Origin of the sequence: Tateyamaria sp. (assembly GCF_039940735.1) — a bacterium.
Classification (GTDB): Bacteria; Pseudomonadota; Alphaproteobacteria; order Rhodobacterales; family Rhodobacteraceae; genus Tateyamaria.
The window spans coordinates 1-15,614 of sequence record NZ_JBDVGB010000082.1 but is presented as its reverse complement, the minus strand read 5'-3'; the positions used below and the strand labels follow the sequence as shown (position 1 = coordinate 15,614).

Genomic DNA, 15,614 nt, shown 5'->3' with positions numbered 1-15,614 from the left:
GGCAGTGCCTAGTCTGGTGATTGTCGCCGTGGGCTTGTTGCCGGTTATCCTGATTTGTCGTCAGGTGGGCCGTAGGTAAGGCGTGTGTTCACACGCCATTCATAGGTGCAGTGGGCGCATGCAAAAGGGCCAAAGCAAGCGAATGCCTTGACCCTCGAGAGTAGCGTGTAAGGCGCAGCTTGGTGCGCGTCCGATCAGTCTTTGGGACCGATCTTATCTTGCGTCTGCGTCTCAAAATCCGACGCGTCGTGGCGTTCATGCAATTGCAGCTCTGGCTCACCAAAGGCACGGTTGACCATGCGACCACGCAACGTCGCAGGGCGGGCATCGATCTTTTTCGCCCAAGCCATCACGTTCGTATAGCTTTCGACATCAAGGAATTCCGCGGCCGAATACAGACGCCCAAGGCACAGCTGACCATACCATGGCCAAATAGCCATGTCGGCGATGGAATAATCGTCGCCCGCAATGAACGGATGATCGGCTAGTTGACGATCTAGCACATCAAGCTGGCGCTTGCTTTCCATCGCGTAGCGGTTGATCGGATATTCATACTTCTCGGGCGCATAGGCATAGAAGTGACCAAAGCCGCCACCAAGAAAGGGGGCGGACCCCATTTGCCACATCAGCCAGTTCAGCACTTCGGTGCGAGCCGCACCAGAGGCAGGCAAGAACATCCCGAACTTCTCGGCCAAGTGGATCATCATGGACCCGGATTCAAACACGCGCACTGGCGTGTCACCGGAATTGTCCATCAAGGCTGGGATTTTCGAATTTGGGTTCACCTCGACAAAGCCCGATCCAAATTGATCGCCTTCGCCAATGTTGATTAGCCACGCGTCATATTCCGCTTCTTTGACGCCCGCTTCTAGCAGTTCTTCAAGCAGCATAGTGACTTTGACGCCGTTAGGTGTGGCCAGCGAGTAAAGTTGGAATGGATGCTTGCCGACTGGTAGGTCTTTGTCCGCAGTGGCCCCCGCGATGGGGCGGTTGATCGATGCGAACTTGCCGCCCGATTCTGAATCCCAAGTCCATTTGGCGGGTGGGGTGTAGGTGGGATCACTCATGTTGCAGCCTTCCGTTGATGCCTTTCACAGCAACTTAGGCGCTGTGCTACGGTGAACAAGGGCATAAGCTGTGCGCAGATGAAGAACCGGGCCGCAGCCCTAGAACTCTTTCAAGTTTGGCGGATCATAATCGTTTTCGGGATCGTTACGCCGTTCCAGCGCTGTTTCGTGAATTTCCGAACCGGGCGGGATATGACGATATTGGCCAAGAGGTAGGTAATATCCGCAAAATCCCCATTGCTTAGGCCATCGCGAGCGCCGCTTGAGCCTTGGAAGCGCTTCCAAGATAAACCACCCCTTTTTGATCTGGCTGTGTAGCGGGGCAAATGGATTGGGTTTGGAGATTTGCAGGTTCATCCTTTTGGTGTCCTTGTCCTCTTTGCCTAGGATATAGCGATTGTAGATGGTTTCGCGAAACGCCAAACCATCGACCGATAGGGCGTCCAACTCTTGGCGCATCCAATGCATGGTGATCTTTGCCAAGCCTGCCTCGGTCTCGGGGATGGATCCGGCCACGTCGGTATGAGTGCCTGCAAACCAAACCTGTTTGACATCCTGCGGCGGTGGGTTGTTTTTCTTTTTCTTCCGACTTCCGAAATAAGTTTGCCCCGGCGTCCAGAATTGATGGCGAAAGAACCGACGCGTTTCATCGATTGATAAAACGTGGCGCACTGATTCCACCGACGGGTTTTCATCGACGCTGGAATGGGTCGAAAATTCGATGAACGTGCCCCATTGCGGGCGAATGCGGATCATTGAACTGACTGTGTCCCACAACCCTAAAAATCGAATGGGTGGATGGCGCATTTGGAACGCCTTTTCCAGCATGCGCAGTTTGGCGTGTTTGACACGTGGGTCGTCTTTTCTGATTTTGCGCCAAGCGCGAAAGGCAGGGGCCACAAGGTGAAATTCGCTGGGGTGGACCAGCCCAAAGTCATTGATGAACCCGGCCAAAACCCGCGCTGTATAGGCCCCTCGGGAATAACCAAAAAAGTACAGCCGGTCGCCGTCTTCGTAAGTTTTGCACAGAAACTCGAACGCCCGCAGGACATTGTTTTCCAGCCCCGTTCCTGCGATCAAACCCAGAATTTGTTTCGGCTTCGAAAGGAACATCCGTGCAAAGGGATGTGTGTCTAAGGTGCCGACGCCCGGATGATAAAACACGATCTGATCGTCAGAACGTTCAAGGCTTTTGTAAAGCCGAAGGACATTAGATTCGTTGCTTTCAATTTCGTTTCCGGTGCCATCAAGGCAAACGACTAATTTGCGAGACATAGATTCAAATCCCTAATCCTATTTAAAATAAGAGCAGGATACCCGTTTAAGGCGAGAAAGCAATTTAAACCAAGAATTGCGCGTGGCAGCGCATGGACAGTTTATAGCTTTGTGCGGACACTACGCTTTTGCGAAAATGATGTGGGGTTGATGGAGATGTGGGGCTGATGGAAACGGCCCAAGCAGCGTTCTTCTCAAGGGTAGGTCGTTGGGCGCGGCACAAAGAAAAAGCCGCCCGGATTAAGGCGGCTTTCACGTCGTTCATTTGCGTTGTCTTAACCCTGGCGGGCTTTGAACCGGCGTTGCGTCTTGTTGATGACGTATACGCGGCCTTTACGACGCACAACGCGGCAATCACGGTGCCGGTTTTTGAGCGAGCGGAGCGAGTTGCGAACCTTCATGGCGCTTCTTCCTCATGTTTCATGGCGGATCAGCGCCGGGTTGCGTTTTGGCACTGATGTGCCGGTGTAGGTTGCGTCGGGGCACAAGGCCCGTCAGCGAAATGCGGTGGTGCGAGATACAAGGATCGAACTTGTGACCCCTTCGATGTCAACGAAGTGCTCTACCGCTGAGCTAATCCCGCACATTACCCTGCGTTTTAATCCTGCCCACAATAAAAGTGGGCGCGGAAATCCGCGCCGGGTATGGGGGCTATAAAAGGAGTCGTAAGCGGGATCAAGGGGTTTTGGCTTTGTCATGTCATGCGCTATGATGATCACCGAGAGGAGAGTCGATGCCCAAGGTCGCATATGAAGTAAAACACCCTGAACGACGCACAAGTTGCGTGGTGTTTGCGTCACCCCATTCGGGGCGCGACTATCCGTCGAGTTTTCTGCACAGCACGGTTCTGGACGAGATGGCGATCCGCTCATCTGAAGATGCCTTTGTAGATCAATTGTTTGAAGTTGCTCCGCAGGCGGGTGCGCCTTTGTTGATGGCGGGTGCTCCTCGTGCCTATGTGGATTTAAACCGCAGTTGCGATGAATTGGACCCGGCTTTGATCGCCGGGGTACGCCGTCAGGGACACAACCCTCGTGTTGCCAGTGGGCTTGGCGTTATCCCCCGCGTTGTGTCCAACGGGCGCGCGATTTATCGCGGCAAACTGACGATGGCAGAGGCAGAGCGGCGCATTGATCGGTACTGGCGGCCTTATCACCACATGTTGCAAACGTTGCTGGATGGTGCACATCAGCAACATGGACAGGCTATTTTGATTGATTGTCATTCTATGCCTCACGAAGCGATGGACGGCGTGACGCGCGGTGCGATGGCGCGCCCTGATGTTGTGCTGGGCGATCGTTTTGGCGCTGCGGCATCGGGCGAGGTCATGGATTTGGTGGAATCTGCATTCGCAGAGGCTGGGTTTACAGTTGCACGCAACGCGCCCTTTGCGGGTGCCTATATTACGCAGGCCTATGGGCGTCCGTCGCGCAATCAGCATGCGGTGCAGGTGGAAATTGACCGCGCGATTTATATGAACGAATCGCTGATCCGTCCGAACAGCAGCTTTGCAGCGGTGCAGGAACGACTGAGTGCAGTTGTAAGCAAAATCGCGACGATTGGCCAAAAGCGGGTGCGCTTGGCGGCTGAGTAATCAGCGCAGCGCGCGCCCTTTTAGAATTGCATCATGTCCGAACTTACTTCGGATTGCATCTGTGGCACGTTCTGCCTTTCCACGTTTGTGCGCATCAGGGTCAAGCAGATCACCTGAAACTTCGGCGGCATCTGCGCTGCACAGATCAGATATGCCACAACCCAACAAACGATACGGTCCTTCATCCCCGACCTGATCAAATAGCGCCCGCGCAGTGCGATAAATTGTGTCGGCCAGCTGTGCCGGTTCGCGCAAGGAAATGCGCCGCGTCAGGGATGAATGATCGTGGCGCTTCAGCTTAAGCGTCACAACGCGGCCGGCAAGGTTTCGAGCCTTGGCACGATCAGAGACTTTTTCGGCCAAACGCCAAAGGTGTCCGTCTAGAATATCCAGATCGCTGGTGTCGTCGTGAAAGGTGGTTTCTTTGCTGATCGATTTCATGGGGGCGTCGCGTGACACTTGGCGTTTGTCCTTGCCACGGGCCAGATACCAAAGCCGATCGCCCATGGACCCAAATCGTTGGCCAAGATCGCGCCGTTCCCATCGTAGCAGGTCGTTGAAAGTGCGGATGCCGGCCTTTTCAAGCGAGGCCTGCGCGGCGGGGCCAATACCCCAAATCAGTCGAACGGGTTTGTCACGCAAGAAGTTTGCCGTTTCGCCCGCGCCAATCACCGAAAAGCCACGGGGTTTCTCAAGGTCCGAGGCGACCTTGGCCAGAAACTTGTTATGAGAAAGGCCAATCGAACCGCTTAATCCCAATTCGTCCTTCATCCGTTTGATCAATCGCGCCAGCATGACCGCAGGGGGCGCGCCGTGCAGTCGGGCGGTGCCGGTAAGGTCCATGAACGCCTCATCAAGCGAGAGCGGTTCGATGGCTGGGGTCAGGTCTTCCATCATGGCGCGGATCGCGCGGGAAGCTTCGGCGTAGGCTTCCATCCTTGGTTTGATGATAATCGCTTCGGGGCAAAGTTTCAGTGCTTGGAACATCGGCATGGCGGATCGCACACCGCGAATGCGCGCCACATAACACGCGGTCGATACCACGCCGCGTCGCCCGCCGCCGATAATCAGGGGCTTGCCTTCAAGACTAGGATCGTCGCGCTTTTCCACAGAGGCATAGAAGGCATCGCAATCCATGTGGGCGATGGTCAAATCGAACAGTTCGGAGTGACTGACAACACGTGGGCTACCGCAGGCCGGACAGCGCCGGGCGGTGTCAAATTGGGTCAGGCAATCGCGGCAAAGGCTGGGCATGAGCGGGCTTTGTGGCTAGGTCATTGAGTGTAGCGTGATGGATGGGATTTGAACATGGGCGGACGAGTGATTGGCGCGAAACTGGCATTGTTTGTCGGCAATCAGCTGGCAAGTTTGCAGCGAGACGATAAGCCGGGCCTGTTGTGGGCAGGGTTCTGGGATCTGCCTGGTGGCGGAATTGAACCGGGTGAAACACCTTTGCAGTGCGCGCTGCGCGAAACCCATGAAGAACTGAGTTTGGTAATTGATCCTGCGCTTGTGACTTGGGGGCGGGACTATGGCACGTCGAGCGGGGACATTTCGTGGTTCTTTGTTGCCCATGTCGGGCCAGAGGTCGAAGACCAAATCGTTTTGGGCGACGAGGGTCAGGGATGGATGTTGATGCCTGTCGATAAGTTCATCGCTCACAAGACTGTCGTGCCACAATTCAAGACGCGCTTGGGCGATTATTTGGCTGGCGTGGGGTCGGCAGGCATTGACCGAGGGGATTCTTCCTAAAGGACCCCCCGCACCGAAGCGGGGGGAGGTGACGAACCTCAGGAAGATATGGTTCGTCGGGGAGTATCACCTAGGGCAAGCATACCCCTAAAGCGTGCATGTACACAGTCATGAATTCCTGACCTGCCGATATATGGTGGCGTTGTTGCCTTTTAGGTACAACCTGTTGATGCGATGATAGGTGTGGTTCGCCTTATGGGTGTGTTTCCCGTTGCTTGTTTTCTGTTTGACTTCAGCAGTTTGGAATGGTGATTTACGGGTTTTTCATCTCTGCAAAGATGGCCTCGGCGGCCAGTTTAGGATCGTCGGCACGCCAGATCGGACGGCCCACAACGATATGGTCCACGCCGTTCGCGATGGCATTTGCGGGGGTTGCGACGCGTTTTTGATCCCCTGATGCGGCACCTGCGGGGCGGACACCCGGTGTAACGATTAGGCGATCGGTTGCTTCGGGCAGGGCGCGAATGGCCGCCGCTTCGTGCGGAGAGGCGATGACGCCATCGGCTCCGGCAACCAATGCACGACCTGCGCGATCCAGCACCAAGTCACCGACTTCGCCCTGTTGGATTAAACAATCATCAAGATCTGCGCGATCCAGCGAGGTCAAGATTGTGACAGCCAGGATCTTTAATGACGATCCGGCGGCGCCTTCTTTCGCGGCACGTACCACGTGGGGGTCGCCGTGCACTGTCAGGAAATCGAGATCGTATTGCGCAAGGCCGCGTACTGCGGCTTCGACTGTGGCGCTGATGTCGAACAGCTTCATATCGAGAAAGATGCGTTTGCCCTGTTCTTGCTTCAGCTCATTGGCCAGCGCAAGGCCACCGCCGGTAAGCATACCCAATCCAATTTTATAAAAGTTGACACTGTCGCCAAGCTTTTGCGCCAAATCTAGACCCGCCACTGCGTTTGGCACATCCATTGCCACGATCAATCTGTCATCAGCCATCACTATCGCCCCTAGTTTTTTTCCTACGCCCCGCATACGGCAGGACATCGATAAAATCCATCATTGGGATATGGAAAAAACTTCATATCGCCAAACGCCTATTCGTGACGAAAAAACCCGGATGCGCAGAAGCATCCGGGTCAGTTGTTCAGAAACATTGCAGGCAGGCTTATGTTTCTGTGTACTTTTGCCTCACCGCGGCGCGAGGGACAAAAAGCGCAGGGCGAACAGGCAAGAGAATTCTATGAATTAAGCTGCGTAAAACAGTTCGTTCAGCAACTCTTCGCGTAGGGTTTCGCGGGGTGGCGTTGGGCGACCGGCGCGTTGCGTAATAGGTGCGGGCGTTTGAATTGAATCGATTTGACCACGGCCATGGCGGCGCAGAGCCTGAGTTGATAGCCCGGTGGCCGCAAGTTCAAAGTCCATATCGATCGGAGCGTCGATGGCACAGGCGTAGCGGCGTGAGCCTTGAGCGTCATGTACAGTCACCAACGCCTCGAACGTTTGGCTGGCGGCGTTGTAGATTACGTCATTCATTTGCAATGGTACGGTCTGCATTTTATTCACCTACATTTTGTGGTTCTGCTCTTGTGCTTAACAAGATGGGCATAGTTTCATAAGAAAACAGGGGGAATCGGAGACACGTAGCGTCACAAAACGGTGCGCAATTTTCCGACGGCTTTTAAATTTCTTTTTAAGTATTTGATTTTGAACAGATAAATTATTTCAAGCTATGCGTGAAAAAAGGTTAAGAACTGCACTGATTTCAGCCGCCCTTTAGTGCAATTCGTTGTTCTAACAGCAAAAAATCGACAATTTTAGGTGGTGTGGCATTCCAATATGACGCTTCATTTGACGCTTATTGTCCTCAATGTGTCGCGTGATTTGCGCAGGTGCGGGTCTTGTGCGCCCTGATTGCGGCCCCATCTTTTGACATGAAGGTCCACAAGGATCGCGTGCCTTATGATAGGGCGTGATAAAGTTGGGCGCTGTAAAAGGAGAATGACCATGGACTTGAGCAAGTTCACGGAGCGGTCGCGCGGTTTCGTGCAGGCGGCGCAGACCATTGCGACACGTGAAAGCCACCAACGGCTAACCCCTGACCATTTGTTAAAAGCGCTGATGGATGACGATCAGGGCTTGGCATCCAATCTGATCACCCAAGCAGGCGGCGATCCGGTGCATGTTTTGAATCATGTCGAGCAGAGTTTGGCAAAGCAGCCCAAGGTGACGGGGGACGCTGGGCAAACGTATTTGGATCAAACCACCACTAAGGTGCTGGCCGAAGCCGAAGTGCTGGCCAAGAAGGCGGGCGACAGCTTTGTCCCAGTTGAGCGCATTCTGACGGCGCTTGGCATGGTGAAATCGACGGCGCGTGACGCTTTGAAAGCCGGAAAGGTCTCTCCTCAGGAACTGAATTCCGCAATCAATGATATTCGAAAAGGCCGCACAGCTGACACAGCGAATGCAGAAGAAGGGTATGACGCGTTAAAGAAGTACGCGATGGATCTGACTGCGCGCGCTGAGGCGGGCAAGATCGATCCGATCATCGGTCGTGACGAGGAAATTCGCCGCGCGATGCAAGTTTTGAGCCGCCGCACAAAGAACAACCCGGTGCTGATTGGTGAACCCGGTGTGGGCAAAACCGCGATTGCCGAGGGCCTTGCCCTGCGCATCGTGAATGGCGACGTGCCGGAATCACTGCGCAACAAGCGTTTGATGGGTTTGGACATGGGCGCGTTGATTGCGGGTGCAAAGTATCGTGGCGAATTTGAGGAACGTTTAAAGGCAGTGTTGAATGAGGTCATGGATGCCGCGGGCGAAGTGATTTTGTTCATCGACGAAATGCACACTTTGGTTGGGGCGGGGGCGTCCGAAGGCGCGATGGATGCGGCCAACTTGATCAAGCCTGCGCTTGCGCGGGGGGAATTGCATTGTGTCGGTGCGACAACCCTGAACGAATATCGCAAGTACGTCGAAAAAGATGCCGCCCTTGCCCGACGCTTTCAACCCGTTCTGGTCGAAGAGCCCACGGTTGAGGATTCCGTCAGTATCCTGCGCGGGATCAAGGAAAAGTACGAATTGCACCACGGCGTGCGGATTTCGGACAGTGCCTTGGTGACCGCCGCAACGTTGAGCCACCGCTATATTACGGATCGCTTTTTGCCGGATAAGGCCATCGATTTGATGGACGAGGCGGCAAGCCGTTTGCGCATGGAGGTTGATTCCAAACCCGAAGAACTGGACGCGTTAGATCGTCAGATCCTGCAAATGCAGATCGAGGTTGAGGCACTGCATCTTGAGGATGATATGGCCTCAAAGGATCGGCTTGCAACGCTTGAAAAAGATCTGGCCGAATTGTCAGAACGCAGTGCCGAAATGACAGCGCAATGGCAGGCCGAACGGGACAAGATGGCGTCGGCGCGTGATATCAAGGAACAGTTGGATCATGCCCGTGCGGCCTTGGATATCGCCAAGCGCGAAGGCAACCTTGGGCGTGCGGGCGAGTTGTCGTACGGCGTCATCCCCGAATTCGAACGCAAGTTGGCCGAGGCCGAAGGAGTTGAAGGCGACACAATGGTGGCCGAAGCCGTCCGCCCTGAGCAGATTGCAAGCGTTGTTGAGCGGTGGACCGGTATTCCTGTCGCCAAAATGCTGGAAGGGGAACGTGACAAGTTGCTCCGCATGGAAGACGAATTGCATGCCCGCGTCATTGGTCAAAATACCGCCGTGCGTGCCGTTGCCAACGCCGTGCGTCGGGCGCGTGCCGGGCTGAACGACGAAAATCGTCCTTTGGGATCGTTCCTATTCCTTGGCCCAACGGGGGTCGGTAAAACCGAACTGACCAAGGCGGTCGCGTCGTATCTGTTTGATGACGAGCACGCGATGGTTCGTATCGACATGTCGGAATTCATGGAAAAGCATGCGGTGTCGCGGCTGATTGGTGCGCCTCCCGGCTATGTCGGGTATGATGAAGGTGGCGTACTAACCGAAGCTGTTCGGCGCCGTCCTTATCAGGTGATCCTGTTTGACGAGGTCGAAAAGGCGCATCCGGATGTGTTTAATGTGCTGTTGCAGGTGCTGGATGACGGGATGCTGACAGACGGGCAGGGGCGGACTGTGGATTTCAAACAGACGCTGATTATCCTGACGTCCAACCTTGGTGCTCAAGCACTTAGCCAACTGCCCGATGGCGCTGACCCAAGTGGCGCGCGGCGTGATGTGATGGATGCGGTGCGGACGCACTTCCGCCCTGAATTCCTGAACCGTCTGGATGAAACGATCATCTTTGATCGCCTCGCGCGCGAGGACATGGATGGCATCGTGACGATCCAAATGGCGCGGCTGTTGAAACGCCTTGCGGCGCGCAAGATCACGCTGTCATTGGACGACGGTGCCCGCAAGTGGTTGGCAGACGAAGGATACGACCCCGTGTTTGGCGCCCGCCCGCTGAAACGCGTGATCCAATCGGCGTTGCAAAACCCATTGGCTGAGATGCTGTTGGCGGGTGATGTGCGCGATGGGGACACGATTGAGGTGACCGCCGGCGCTGATGGTTTGCTGATTGGTGACAAAATTGCCGGTTCGAACCGACCAAGGCCGGACGATGCCGTCGTGCATTAGCATCGTGCAATTTGACAAGCAGGCAATAAATTGGATGCAAAGCCCCCGAAGAGTGATCTCCGGGGGCTTTGATTTAAATAATGGTAAACGTCGTGTCGATGGCGTCTTGGAACGCGTTGAATTCGTCCAGAGTCGTGATCAACAGGTTTTCCACCGTGATGGTCCCGCCCGTATGCTGGATCAATGGGGTGCCTGAAGTGATATCCGTTTGGACGAGAAAGGCCGTACCAGTGATTTCAATCGTATCTTCAAGTGGGTTGAAATCGGTGATGGTGTCGTTTCCGGAAAGTTCGTTAAAGACAAAGATGTCCTCGCCCGCGCCACCTGTCAGCATGTCCTCGCCAGCACCGCCTGTCAGGGTGTCATTGCCTGCACCGCCGTCGATCGTATCATCTCCGCCCAAGCCATCGATGCTTTCTGCAGCGTCCGTACCGATTAGGTCATCGGCGCCTTCCGTTGGGGTGGCTATTGGGACGAAAAACGTCGTGTCGATGGCGTCCTGGAACGCGTTGAATTCGTCCAGAGTCGTGATCAACAGGTTTTCCACGGTTATGGTCCCGCCCGTATGCTGGATCAATGGGGTGCCTGAAGTGATATCCGTTTGGACGAGAAAGGTCGTACCAGTGATTTCAATCGTATCTTCAAGTGGGTTGAAATCAGTGATGGTGTCGTTTCCGGAAAGTTCGCCAAAGACAAAGATGTCGGCACCCGCGCCACCTGTCAGCACGTCCTCTCCCGCGCCACCTGTCAGGGTGTCATTGCCAGCACCGCCGTCAATTGTATCATTTCCGCCTAGCCCGTCGATGCTGTCGGCCCCCGCTGTACCGACGAGGTCATCAGCAAACTCTGTCGGGCCGGTTGGTTCGGCCAGGACAAGGTCGCTGTTGTCCAGACTTGCCAGATCGACGTTTTCCAACAAAAGCGAGTCACGGTCAGACAGCTGTGCGAACACATCAGCACCCTGTTGCACAAAACCAAGTTCAGAAATGTCGGTGAAACCCCACGCCGAAACGTCCAAAATGTCGCCGTTTGTGTCGAAATCGGTGACGGTGTCGGCGCGCATCCGGTCGTCAAAGACAAATAGGTCATTGCCCGCGCCGCCCGTCAATTGGTCCGCGCCTTGTCCGCCCAAAAGGGTATCGTTGCCTGCGCCGCCATCGATCCTGTCTTTGCCGGCGCCGCCGTCCAACAGATCATCGTCTTCTTCACCATAAAGCCGGTCATTTCCGTGTTCGCCGATCAGCGTGTCATCGCCTTCGCCGCCGTACAGGCGGTCGTTGTTGCTGCCGCCATCTATCAGGTCATTGCCGCTGGCGCCGTTGATAACGTCATTGCTGGCATCACCGGTAATAGTGTCGTTGCCGCTGCCACCATAGATGCGGTCAACGCCCGATCCGCCGATGATCACGTCGTCACCCGCGCCGCCGTTCAGGGTATCGTTCCCTTGCCCGCCGTCTAAAGTGTCGTTGCCATCGCGGCCCTTCAAAAGATCAGACCCTGCTCCGCCGGTATAGTTGTCATCGCCGGTCGTGCCGAAAATGGAGTCGCCACCTAGGGTGGGTGTGATAACGGGCGCTTCATCAAGAATGAAATTTGCATTGTTTAGGTCCGCGGCAGACAGCCCGGTCAGCTCGACAAAATTGCCGTTTCCGGTGTTGATGCGTAACCCGGTTCCCACATCCTGAATTGTCAGTTGTGATATGTCCCAAACACCAAGCAAGGACACGTCCAACAGATCTTCGCCAAGGGTGAAATCTGCGATTGTGTCTTGGCCTTCACCGTTACGGATGCGGAAAATGTCGTTGCCCGTGCCCCCGGAGAGGTTGTCATTGTCTTGGCCGCCATTGATGTCGTCATCGCCGTCGCCGCCGACGATGGTGTCGTCGCCCTTGTCGCCGATCAGTGTGTCATTGCCTTCACCGCCGTCGATCAGGTCTTCTTGGTTGCCACCGTCGATCAGGTCTTCGTTCCCGCCGCCGAAAAGTGCGTCGCGTCCCGCGCCGCCAATTAACGTGTCGTTGCCGTCGTCGCCGTGGAGTGTGTCGTTACCGGATTCGCCTTCGATGGCGTCATTTCCATCACCACCCGATGCAATGTCTGAACCGCCGCCAGCGGCGAAGACATCATCGCCCTCTAGTAAATCGATACGGTCTGAATTCGAAGCGCCGACCAGAGTGTCGTTGCCGGATGTTGGCTCAGATGGAATGGTGTCTTCTACGACTTCTAAAATATCGGCCAAAATAAAATCTCCAGATTCAATGCGATCAAAACGGCTAAGCGCGTCCGTGTAATGTTTTATACCTGTGAGACATCGAAGTGGTTAGAATTTGTCACGAAATGGTCGTTCTTGTGTAAAATACACGTAAAACGGGATTGGAGTGATGAAAATATCGCGACAATTGATGCTTTGCGATTGGTTTGTAGAATTTAGGTTTTGATATCGGGTGGAATCACTTGGTTGTAAGAAAAGACAGCAGCATTGATGCACGATTTGTTGGTAATGACCGGGCGAATGAGGTTTCAATGGTCTGACAACCGCGTGACTATGTATAAAATTGCGTGGGTCACGGACCCATTTGTGTCACAACGTTACGCGAAACCGCTGGAGAAGAATAAATGGCCTACCGCTGGAAGAACGATCTGACCCGTGCAGATGCCACACCATATGATGCTTTTGTAAACCGTCGTCAGTTGATGGGTGGTGCATTAGGTCTTGGGTTGATTGGCGCCGCTGGTATGGGGCGGGCCCAAGAGGCAGGCGAATTGGTTCCCAATACCTACGAGGACATTACGCAGTATAACAACTTCTATGAGTTCGGCACAGGCAAAGCAGATCCGGCGCGCAATGCTCACACCCTGACGACGGACCCTTGGACGGTTCAGATTGACGGGATGGTCGATGCCCCCGGTGACTATACAATGGCACAGATTCTTGAGGCGATGACCATCGAGGAACGTATCTATCGTTTCCGCTGCGTCGAGGCGTGGTCGATGGTGATCCCATGGAACGGTTTTGAACTCGCCGATCTGTTGAATTTGGCGGGTGTGCAGGAAGGTGCCAAATACGTGGCCTTTGAAACCGCGCTGCGCCCCGATGAAATGCCGGGTGTGCGCTTTCCCGTTTTGGATTGGCCGTATGTCGAAGGGCTGCGCTTGGACGAGGCGATGCATCCGCTGACAATCATGGCCACTGGCATCTATGACAAACCCATTCCAAACCAGAACGGCGCGCCGATGCGTTTGGTGGTGCCATGGAAGTATGGATTCAAATCCATCAAATCGATCGTCAAGATCACGGTTAGCGATCAAGAGCCACCAACCAGCTGGAACAAGGCAAATGGTAGCGAATATGGCTTCTATAGCAACGTGAACCCAGAAGTGAGCCACCCACGTTGGAGCCAAGCGAACGAACGCGTTGTTGGCGGCAGTCTGTTTGCTGGTCGTCAGGACACCTTGATGTTCAACGGTTACGAAGAAGAGGTCGCCAGCCTTTATGAAGGTTTGGACCTGAAAGCCAACTTTTGAAGCCACCCCGCCACCTTTTTCGGATTGGCGCCATCGGAACGGTGATAACAGCGTTCTGCTGTTTCACACCTTTTCTGGTGATCGCTTTGACATCACTCGGGCTGGTGGGTGCGATTTCTTATCTTGATATCGTGCTGTTGCCAGTGTTGGGGGCCTTTATGGTTTTGCTCATCATTGCCTTGATACAAAAGATACGCCCTGATGGATGATCAATGCCGACACGATAAGGGATTGGCGATGTCAGGGAACGCTTCTTTCTTTTGGGCTGCGCCTTGCCTGTTGACCCAAGACAAAGCATCTTGCTGCGCATGACTTTGGTTGATCGCTTAAATGCTTGGTGCCGGAAGGTGCCTACGTGGGCCGTGTATATAGTATGCCTGATCCCGATCCCTGTTCTTTATTATCAGGCGGTGACCGGCGGTTTGGGCCGTGACCCAGTAAAAGGGTTGGAACACGAGCTTGGTGAGATCGCGCTGCAATTGCTGATCCTAGGATTGAGCGTTTCGCCGTTGCGCAAGTTCACAGGTCTAAACCTCCTTAAGTTTCGCCGCGCCATTGGGGTGGTTACCTTTGTCTATGTCAGCCTGCATTTACTGGTCTACGCGGCGTTGGATGTGCAGTCACTCGGGCGTGTTTGGGCAGACATTGTCAAAAGACCCTATATAACCGTCGGAATGTTGGCCTTTGTGTTGATGATCCCACTGGTGGCGACATCGAACAACCGTGCAACAAAAGCGCTGGGCGCGACATGGCGCAAGCTGCATTTGCTAACCTATCCAATCGCCATTTTGGGCGCTGCTCACTTTATCTGGCTGAGTAAGGGCTTTCAGCTAGAACCATTGGTCTATCTTGCCATCGTCCTGCTTTTACTCAGCACTCGCCTTCCTAAGATGATGCGCAGCTTAAAAGCCTAACGCGGCGCATTCGACAAAATCAGCTTACTATATACTAAGTACTTCGACGGCCGACCAAACTGGCGCCAACAGCTCGCCAGCTTGAGAGACAGTATGTCGTCGAACCTGTAAATCGCAAGGAACACCCCATAGGTCTGATATGTGTATATATAGTGCGTCGTCCAAGCACCAAATCGGAGTCACAAAGTGACGTGGATGATCGGGTGAAACGATGTAGCGACGGTAAAGCATCTCGTTTTTGGCTTAATTGCCGGAGTACATCTGCAATCTGCACAAGAATGCGGCGCTGCTGGATGCCGAAAGACCGGTTTTGGTCACTTCTAAAATCTCGACTCAGGGCGAAACCGTCCAGAATCGTCGCTGTGACGCTGATTTTTTCTAAACATGATGCCCTGGAAGGGTGAATCAGAAGGGGGGAGCCGTAAAACACCTGTCGGGAGTAACTGACACGCGAGTGATTCCGGGGTGATTTGGATGCAGTGATCGACGAACTTGGGGATAGGTCTGGGGATAACTCAACATGTAGCGTTTCGCCTCGGATATGAGGCTGGTCGCGTCGGTAATATTCCACCAATTTAACCATGCGGTTACGAACTATTATTCCATAAGCATATGATTTTTATAGAAAAACGCGATATCTTCAAAAAAGACCCTGTTTTTTGAAAAAAGGTCTTGCGGGTTCTTTGGAGTAACTCTAGAACCCCCTTCAACGTCGACGCAGACAAGCAACGCCAGACGCCAGACGGACCAAACGGAAGCGGAGACGCGGAAGGGCGGGGACGAGGTGAAAGGCTAAAATCTGAGGTTTAAGAGGCGGGGCGCGCCAAGAAGTTAGGGCGCATCCAGTCATTTTTGTCTCTACGCTCTTTGAAAATAGAATAAACTGAAGAGATATGTGGGCGGTTTGGTTCATT

General features: G+C 54.2%; 13 protein-coding genes and 1 tRNA gene. 6 read left to right on the top strand and 8 right to left on the bottom strand.

Annotation, left to right across the window (positions count from 1 at the left end):
• Window positions 1-194: 194 nt before the first annotated feature.
• The 4 genes from yghU to ABJF76_RS16770 all read right to left on the bottom strand — a co-directional run bounded on the left by yghU (window position 195) and on the right by ABJF76_RS16770 (window position 2,925).
• A complete protein-coding gene (gene yghU, locus ABJF76_RS16785; protein WP_413819225.1) occupies window positions 195-1,067 on the bottom strand; it encodes a glutathione-dependent disulfide-bond oxidoreductase in 873 nt (290 codons plus the stop codon).
• A gap of 99 nt (window positions 1,068-1,166) precedes the next feature.
• Complete coding sequence (locus tag ABJF76_RS16780; protein WP_413819226.1) at window positions 1,167-2,342, bottom strand: DUF2235 domain-containing protein; 1,176 nt, start codon at window positions 2,340-2,342, stop codon at window positions 1,167-1,169.
• Window positions 2,343-2,617: 275 nt separating this feature from the next.
• The gene (ykgO, locus tag ABJF76_RS16775) at window positions 2,618-2,743 is read right to left on the bottom strand and encodes a type B 50S ribosomal protein L36 (RefSeq protein ID WP_005850168.1); all 126 of its coding nucleotides are present in this window, start codon (window positions 2,741-2,743) and stop codon (window positions 2,618-2,620) included.
• 107 nt (window positions 2,744-2,850) lie between these two features.
• Window positions 2,851-2,925, bottom strand: a tRNA-Val gene (locus ABJF76_RS16770).
• 150 nt (window positions 2,926-3,075) lie between these two features.
• Between ABJF76_RS16770 and ABJF76_RS16765 the strand changes: the two genes are divergently transcribed.
• Window positions 3,076-3,936, top strand: coding sequence for an N-formylglutamate amidohydrolase (locus ABJF76_RS16765; RefSeq protein ID WP_413819227.1), 861 nt, complete (start codon window positions 3,076-3,078; stop codon window positions 3,934-3,936).
• On the opposite strand, the gene ABJF76_RS16760 is transcribed toward ABJF76_RS16765, so the two are convergent.
• Window positions 3,937-5,190 carry a DNA polymerase IV gene (locus ABJF76_RS16760; RefSeq protein WP_413819228.1) on the bottom strand — a complete coding sequence of 418 codons (1,254 nt, stop codon included), beginning with the start codon at window positions 5,188-5,190 and terminating at the stop codon, window positions 3,937-3,939.
• 54 nt (window positions 5,191-5,244) lie between these two features.
• On the opposite strand from ABJF76_RS16760, the gene ABJF76_RS16755 reads away from it, so the two are divergent.
• On the top strand, window positions 5,245-5,688 hold the full coding sequence (locus ABJF76_RS16755; protein WP_413819229.1) for an NUDIX hydrolase: 444 nt from the start codon (window positions 5,245-5,247) through the stop codon (window positions 5,686-5,688).
• A gap of 253 nt (window positions 5,689-5,941) precedes the next feature.
• On the opposite strand, the gene pyrF is transcribed toward ABJF76_RS16755, so the two are convergent.
• Both pyrF and ABJF76_RS16745 read right to left on the bottom strand, forming a co-directional pair.
• Complete coding sequence (gene pyrF / locus ABJF76_RS16750) at window positions 5,942-6,637, bottom strand: orotidine-5'-phosphate decarboxylase (RefSeq protein ID WP_413819230.1); 696 nt, start codon at window positions 6,635-6,637, stop codon at window positions 5,942-5,944.
• Window positions 6,638-6,886: 249 nt separating this feature from the next.
• Window positions 6,887-7,195, bottom strand: coding sequence for an orotidine 5-phosphate decarboxylase (locus ABJF76_RS16745; protein WP_413819231.1), 309 nt, complete (start codon window positions 7,193-7,195; stop codon window positions 6,887-6,889).
• Window positions 7,196-7,645: 450 nt separating this feature from the next.
• Between ABJF76_RS16745 and clpB the strand changes: the two genes are divergently transcribed.
• Window positions 7,646-10,261, top strand: coding sequence for an ATP-dependent chaperone ClpB (gene clpB / locus ABJF76_RS16740; protein ID WP_413819232.1), 2,616 nt, complete (start codon window positions 7,646-7,648; stop codon window positions 10,259-10,261).
• Between the two features lie 73 nt (window positions 10,262-10,334).
• Here the strand turns inward: clpB and ABJF76_RS16735 are convergent, their stop codons facing one another.
• Entirely contained in the window at window positions 10,335-12,500 is a 2,166-nt protein-coding gene (locus ABJF76_RS16735) for a calcium-binding protein (RefSeq protein WP_413819233.1), read from the bottom strand.
• Between the two features lie 377 nt (window positions 12,501-12,877).
• Between ABJF76_RS16735 and msrP the strand changes: the two genes are divergently transcribed.
• From msrP to msrQ, 3 genes are all read left to right on the top strand, one after another.
• Window positions 12,878-13,786, top strand: coding sequence for a protein-methionine-sulfoxide reductase catalytic subunit MsrP (msrP, locus tag ABJF76_RS16730; RefSeq protein ID WP_413819234.1), 909 nt, complete (start codon window positions 12,878-12,880; stop codon window positions 13,784-13,786).
• Window positions 13,783-13,995 (top strand): mercury resistance system transport protein MerF, encoded by a 213-nt coding sequence (gene merF / locus ABJF76_RS16725; RefSeq protein ID WP_413819235.1) that lies wholly within the window; start codon window positions 13,783-13,785, stop codon window positions 13,993-13,995. The genes msrP and merF overlap by 4 nt, the downstream gene beginning before the upstream one ends.
• 99 nt (window positions 13,996-14,094) lie before the next feature.
• A complete protein-coding gene (gene msrQ / locus ABJF76_RS16720; protein WP_413819251.1) occupies window positions 14,095-14,700 on the top strand; it encodes a protein-methionine-sulfoxide reductase heme-binding subunit MsrQ in 606 nt (201 codons plus the stop codon).
• Window positions 14,701-15,614: the final 914 nt, after the last annotated feature.

Coding starts and splice junctions, on each gene's coding strand:
- ABJF76_RS16755 (WP_413819229.1), top strand. CDS start 5,245: ATGGGCGGACGAGTGATTGGCGCGAAACTGGCATTGTTTGTCGGCAAT.
- ykgO (WP_005850168.1), bottom strand. CDS start 2,743: ATGAAGGTTCGCAACTCGCTCCGCTCGCTCAAAAACCGGCACCGTGAT.
- ABJF76_RS16765 (WP_413819227.1), top strand. CDS start 3,076: ATGCCCAAGGTCGCATATGAAGTAAAACACCCTGAACGACGCACAAGT.
- yghU (WP_413819225.1), bottom strand. CDS start 1,067: ATGAGTGATCCCACCTACACCCCACCCGCCAAATGGACTTGGGATTCA.
- ABJF76_RS16760 (WP_413819228.1), bottom strand. CDS start 5,190: ATGCCCAGCCTTTGCCGCGATTGCCTGACCCAATTTGACACCGCCCGG.
- ABJF76_RS16745 (WP_413819231.1), bottom strand. CDS start 7,195: ATGCAGACCGTACCATTGCAAATGAATGACGTAATCTACAACGCCGCC.
- msrQ (WP_413819251.1), top strand. CDS start 14,095: ATGACTTTGGTTGATCGCTTAAATGCTTGGTGCCGGAAGGTGCCTACG.
- clpB (WP_413819232.1), top strand. CDS start 7,646: ATGGACTTGAGCAAGTTCACGGAGCGGTCGCGCGGTTTCGTGCAGGCG.
- ABJF76_RS16780 (WP_413819226.1), bottom strand. CDS start 2,342: ATGTCTCGCAAATTAGTCGTTTGCCTTGATGGCACCGGAAACGAAATT.
- msrP (WP_413819234.1), top strand. CDS start 12,878: ATGGCCTACCGCTGGAAGAACGATCTGACCCGTGCAGATGCCACACCA.
- pyrF (WP_413819230.1), bottom strand. CDS start 6,637: ATGGCTGATGACAGATTGATCGTGGCAATGGATGTGCCAAACGCAGTG.